The 4,614-nt window shown below is 37.9% G+C and carries 4 protein-coding genes; all 4 read left to right on the top strand.

The window, feature by feature from the left end; all coding sequences use genetic code 11:
• The first annotated feature begins 222 nt into the window (after positions 1-222).
• A complete protein-coding gene (locus tag ABDZ53_RS00045) occupies positions 223-924 on the top strand; it encodes a tRNA (adenine(22)-N(1))-methyltransferase (protein WP_343752715.1) in 702 nt (233 codons plus the stop codon).
• Positions 921-2,045: a Nif3-like dinuclear metal center hexameric protein gene (locus ABDZ53_RS00040; RefSeq protein WP_343752713.1), complete on the top strand. Its 1,125-nt coding sequence runs from the start codon at positions 921-923 to the stop codon at positions 2,043-2,045. The genes ABDZ53_RS00045 and ABDZ53_RS00040 overlap by 4 nt, the downstream gene beginning before the upstream one ends.
• A 14-nt stretch (positions 2,046-2,059) precedes the next feature.
• A complete protein-coding gene (gene pepT / locus ABDZ53_RS00035) occupies positions 2,060-3,286 on the top strand; it encodes a peptidase T (RefSeq protein ID WP_343752711.1) in 1,227 nt (408 codons plus the stop codon).
• Between the two features lie 108 nt (positions 3,287-3,394).
• Positions 3,395-4,614: PD-(D/E)XK nuclease family protein (locus ABDZ53_RS00030; RefSeq protein ID WP_425541659.1), on the top strand; the 1,220-nt coding region annotated here is incomplete at its 3' end.

Below are 4,614 nucleotides of genomic sequence, written 5' to 3'. Positions count from 1 at the left end.
ATCAAATTTGACAAAAAAATAAAGCCATAACAGGCTTTGTGTCACTTTTTATTGATTCCAGCTGTTAAACTCCCGAGGACAATCAAAAGAGACAGTAAGACCTTTTAAGAGCTTATTTTCCCAATAGGAGTAGGCTCTTTTTCATGTATAATTATGAAAACTTCTTTTCAATCTATCTGAAAAACTGGTAAACTATAAAAGAAGTCAATTGTGAGGTGGAGTATGGATACATTACATTTATCGAAGCGACTACAAGTTGTCGCCGATTTGGTGGACGAGGGTGCACGTTTAGCTGATATAGGCTCGGATCATGCCTATTTACCTTGTTACTTAGTTGAAAAAAACAAAATAGAGTGGGCTGTTGCAGGAGAAGTCGTCCAAGGCCCTTATCAAAATGCGAAAAAGGAAGTCGAAAGTCGCTCTTTACACGACCGAATAGCGGTGCGTTTAGGTGATGGCTTAGCCGTTTTATCCCCGTCTGATTCGATTAATACGGTGACCATTGCCGGGATGGGTGGCTCCCTTATTCAATCCATATTAGAAAAAGGAATGGAAGAAAGTAAAATAACTGGAACAGAAGTCCTTATTTTACAACCGAATATAAATGAACGCACCATTAGAGACTTTTTAGTTCAAAACCAGTACGAGATTGTAGAAGAAACTATAGTGGAAGAAAACAGAAAAATATATGAAATTATTAAAGCTGTTCCTTCTGACAATCCCCTGACTTACAGCGAAAAAGAATTATTATTCGGGCCCATTTTGTTAGAAGCAAAACCAGTCGCGTTCATAAAAAAGTGGAAGAGTATGCAACAAAAAAACCAGTATATTCTATCACAAATGGAAAAATCAGAGAGTCCTGATGAAAAGAAACTGAATACATTAAGAAAAGAATTGAATCTAATAGAGGAGGTTCTGTCGTGACGACTGTCAATGACATCATCAAAAAAATAGAAGAGTTAGCGCCACCCCATTTAGCTGAGAGCTGGGATCCGATTGGCTTGTCCTTTGGAAACAAAGAGGATGAAGTCAAAAAAGTAATGGTCGCATTAGATGTAGACCGATTAACGATTCAAGAAGCCAAAGAAAAAGGCGTCGACTTGATGATTACCCATCATCCTGCTATTTTTAACTCACTAAAAACATTAAACGGTGAGGATAGTAGAAGAAGAGACTACATTGAATTAATTAAATCAGATATCGCGGTTTTTTCTGCACATACGAATCTGGATGCAGCTGAAGATGGGTTAAATGACTGGCTCGCAGATGCAATCGGCATAGAGTCAGACAATCGCCAAGTCGTTTCGGTCAATACCCAGACAGGTTTTAAAAAGCTAGCTGTGTATGTGCCTGATTACGTCGCTGAAGATGTTAAAAAAGCCCTCCATGCAACTGGAGCAGGTGAAGTCGGAGACTATACAGATGTGTCTTACACAATGGAAGGCTATGGACGTTTCACACCACAAGAAGGTTCCAACCCGACAGAAGGTAAAATCGGAAAAGAAGAAGTCATACATGAACAGCGAATAGAAATGATGGTCAGAGATAAAGATGTTGCTGCTTCCATTCAAGCCTTGTATAATGCTCATCCCTATGAAGAGCCGGTATTTGATTTGTATACATTAGAAAATCAAGTGGAAACATTTGGATTTGGCCGACTAGGGAACCTGTCTGAAGGCCAAACAATAAAGGAAATAGCTAAAACAGTAAAAGAATTGTTTCCAGTAGATGGTGTGCGCTTTGGATCGAATGATGAGTCCAAAAAACATCAGACTGTAGCAGTATTTGGCGGCTCAGGTGAAAAATACTACCGAGAGGCTCTAAATAAAGGTGCCACTCTGTTTATTACAGGAGATATTTCTTATCATGGGGCTCAAGATATGCTTCGAGATGGGCTAGACTTTATCGATGCAGGCCATTACATGGAATCCATCAGTATTTCCCATTTAAAAAATTACCTGGAAGACTGTAAAAAAGAACAGAATTGGACACTGGAAATTATAGAAACAGAGACTCAGAAAGATGTTTTTTCCTATTTCAAATAAAAAGGACGGATAATATGTACGAAAATTTAGTCAATCGTTTTGTAGAGTATGTCAAAATCAACACGCAATCAGATGCAACATCTGATACAATCCCCTCCACTCAATCACAGGTAAAATTTGCTCAAAAATTAGTCAATGATTTAAAAGACATTGGGATGAGTGAAGTCGAATACAATGAGACTAATGGATTTGTCACAGCGACACTGCCTGCCAATACATCTAAAAATGTGCCAGTCATTGGTTTTATTGCGCATATGGACACAGCTGATTTTAATGGAGAAGGTGTGAATCCACAGTTTCATGAGAACTATAATGGCGAAGATATTCTTTTAAATGAAGATTTGAACATTCGTTTAGGAGTAAAAGACTTTCCTAATTTAAAAAATTATGTTGGTCAGACATTGATTACAACAGACGGAACAACTTTACTCGGTTCAGACGATAAATCAGGTATTGTAGAAATATTTAGTGCAATGGAATACTTAATCGCCAACCCGGATATTGAGCACGGCAAAATTAGAGTCGCTTTTGGACCAGATGAAGAAATTGGTGTAGGAGCTGACCGCTTTGATGTCGACCATTTCGCTGCCGATTTTGCTTATACAATAGATGGTGGACCTGTTGGTGAGTTGCAATACGAAAGTTTTAACGCTGCAAGTGCCCATGTCATGATTCAAGGGAAGAACGTACACCCTGGCACAGCTAAAGATACAATGGTCAATGCTTTAAAATTGGCTATTGCCTTTGATCAGTCTCTACCTGCTGATGAAGTCCCGGAAAAAACAGAAAAACGAGAAGGGTTTTATCATTTACTGGGAGTAACCGGTACAGTAGAAGAAGCTTCCATGAGTTATATAATTCGAGATCACGATAGAGACTTATTTGAAAACCGAAAAGCAACCTTCAAAAAAATAGCAGAGGAATTAAATCAGCCCTTTAATGAAGAACGAGTAAAAGTCACTCTAGAAGATTCCTACTATAATATGAGAGAAGTTATTGAAAAAGATATGAGACCCGTTGATTTGGCCGAATCAGCTATGTCCAAATTAGGCATCCAACCTATTATAGAACCTATTCGTGGAGGAACAGACGGCTCGAAAATATCCTTTATGGGATTACCTACACCGAACCTATTTGCTGGTGGAGAGAACTTCCATGGGAGATATGAGTTTGTTTCCGTAGAAAGTATGGAAAAAGCTACAGATGTGATTGTCGAAATCATCCGTTTAGCAGCTGAATAATTATGTTAATCAACAGGAAAGAAAAGAATCGCTTTTCTTTCCTGTATTTAATTTCTTTGTCTTAAGTGATAAACTGATGATAAACAGGTAAAGAGAGGAGCAGATCGATTGAGTTTCCAATTTATAGTAGGCCGGTTACACACGAATAGAAAAGAATATATTTATAATCAGTTAGTTAACTGGATACAAGAAGATGCATCGGGACAGGTATTTTATCTCGTTCCTGATCATATTAAATTTGAATCAGAGATGAACATACTCGACTTTATTAAACAATCACCTTCAAGGAAAAAACAACAATATGCAGGGATGATTGATTTACAAGTATTCAGTTTTAGTCGTCTAGCCTGGTACTATTTGCAGGACACAGCTTTATATAGTCACTCCCAACTAACGGAAACAGGCTTATCCATGTTAGTGAGGCGTATACTACGTGAAAAAGAGGACCAGCTGACGATTTACAGAGGTGAAAGCAGGCAACAAGGCTTTGTCGAAAAACTCACGGCTCTATTTATGGAAATGAGAAACGGAAGAGTCGAACCAGAAGATTTAAGCATACTGAAAAACCAAACGCAAAATGAAGAAGCCAATCCGTTTGACTTAGATGCCAAGTTGCATGATTTGAATTTAATTTACGATGAATTCATTTTCCAACTCCAAGGCAAGTATATTGAGCGAGAAGATGTCTTGGAAGCTTTAATCAAAGAAGTGAAAGAAAGGGACATGTCACAAACTAGAATTATCATTGATAATTTCCATTCCTTTTCCGCTCAAGAACAAGCACTCATTTTAGCCTTTGCAGAACACGCTCAAGAAGTAAAAGTATCACTGGTATTAGACAAAAAGTATGCGACAGAACCTCCAGAGTTAAATAATTTATTTTATGAACCGGGCATGACTTATTATCGTTTATACCAACAACTACTTGATAGGGCTGTCCCTATTTTACATGATAAGATCATTAATGAAAAAAACGAAGAGCACTGTCAAGAGATTAATGAACTGGAATCATACTGGGTCAACAGCTTTGAATTATCTCCTCAGTATTCTCTGAATTCAGACGTATCAATGGATGGGTGTATCGAAGTGAGAGAAGCCGAAACCAAACAAGCCGAAGTGTTGTTTGTGGCAACTAATATAAAACGAATGGTTGCTAGTGGCAAATACCGCTATAAAGATATATTAGTAACGTCGCGAATTCTAGAAGACTACCGTACAATTATGGAGTCTACCTTTGATGAAAATGATATTGAATTGTTTGTCGATGATGCCGATACGATGGCTGGACATGCTATTGTTGAATTTATACAGAGTCTACTCGATATTTA

This window comes from Alkalibacterium iburiense (assembly GCF_039521845.1).
Lineage (GTDB): Bacteria > Bacillota > Bacilli > Lactobacillales > Carnobacteriaceae_A > Alkalibacterium > Alkalibacterium iburiense.
This window is presented reverse-complemented; position numbering and strand designations above follow the sequence as displayed.

Excerpts from the sequence above, each read along its gene's own strand:
- pepT (WP_343752711.1), top strand. The coding sequence starts at position 2,060 with ATGTACGAAAATTTAGTCAATCGTTTTGTAGAGTATGTCAAAATCAAC.
- ABDZ53_RS00045 (WP_343752715.1), top strand. The coding sequence starts at position 223 with ATGGATACATTACATTTATCGAAGCGACTACAAGTTGTCGCCGATTTG.